Here is a 1,225-nt window from a genome sequence, read left to right as displayed (position 1 = left end):
GTCACGGTCTTGGCCGTGGCATTCACTACGGCGCTGCTCACGGTGATGGCCGCCGTGCCTGCGGCGGTGTTCACCGCATAGCCTGCGTTGCCCGCGAGCGCTACCGGGTCCAGGCTGTTGACGTCGGTGTAGCTGATCACCAGTCGGTTGCCGGCGACCGCGGCGCTGCTGAACACCGGGGGCGTGGTGTCTTCTGGCGGGGACGTGTTGCTTGCTCCCACGGGCGTGATGTTGGTCACTGCCATCCTCTGGAAGTTGGCCGCGTGGTTGCCCGCCGCGTCCTGCACCACATTGCCGGATGCGGGCTTGGTGTAGCTGACGCTCAATGACTCACCGTGGATCGTGATACGCCCTTCGAATGTCAGCGTCACGGTCTTGGCTATTGCGTTCACCACGGCGCTCTTGATGTAGAAGCGTTCTACTGCCCGGCCGCTGCTGTCGTTGATGTCTACCGTAAAGCCTCCAGTGCCCGACAGCGCTACGTCGTCCAAGTTGTTCTGGTCGGTGTAATTGATCACCAACTTGTCGCGGTTGGCCGTGGCGCTGTGGAACACCGGGGGCGTGGTTTCGGATACGCCTGTGTTGTTGGTCACCGCTGTGGCCGCGAAGCTGGCCACGTCGTTGCCGAGGACGTCCTGGATTGCATTACTGTCGTCGTAGGTCGTGGGGTCGGTGTAGGCAACGGTCACGCTCTGACCATGCACCACGGGGGTGCTCAGCGTCAGCGTGACGGTCTTGGCCGCCCCGTCCACGGCGGTCGCAGTGACCGCGATGGCGTTGCCTCCGACAAGCACCGCAAAGGCATCGCCCGCCGGCCCGCGATACGGGTCCGCGAGCTGGTTCGCGTCGTCGAAGCTGAGCACCAGTTGGTTTGCGTTGACCACGGCGCTGCTAAGCACCGGGGGCGTGTCTTCCGCATGGAGCACGGGCTTTTCGCTGAAGTTCGCCGCATAGTTGCCGGCAACGTCCTGCACCCCACCGGATTCGGGCTTGGTGTAGCTGACGGTCAAGGTCTCCGTTTCGGCCACCTCGCGGTCCAGAAACAGCGACACGGCCCTGAGCGTTGAGTGCACCACGGCGGCGTTCACGGTGATGGCCGTGCCCGTGCTGCTGCTCACCGTAAAGGCGGTGCTGGGCGTGAGCGCTGTCACGAGCAGGGTGTTGGCTTCGATGAAGTTGATCACCATTCCGATGCCACGGACCATGGCGCAGCTGAACTCCGGGG

1 protein-coding gene is annotated in these 1,225 nt (G+C 64.0%); it reads right to left on the bottom strand.

Annotation, left to right across the window (positions count from 1 at the left end):
- The coding region (locus tag VTU_RS29615) for a SwmB domain-containing protein (protein WP_265597361.1) at positions 1-1,205 on the bottom strand (1,205 nt) is incomplete at its 3' end.
- Between the last annotated feature and the right edge of the window lie 20 nt (positions 1,206-1,225).

This window comes from Verminephrobacter aporrectodeae subsp. tuberculatae At4, assembly GCF_000193225.1.
In the GTDB taxonomy this organism is placed as follows: domain Bacteria; phylum Pseudomonadota; class Gammaproteobacteria; order Burkholderiales; family Burkholderiaceae_C; genus Acidovorax; species Acidovorax aporrectodeae.
Note: the sequence above shows the minus strand (reverse complement) of the source record. Positions and strands in the feature narration are given on the sequence as shown.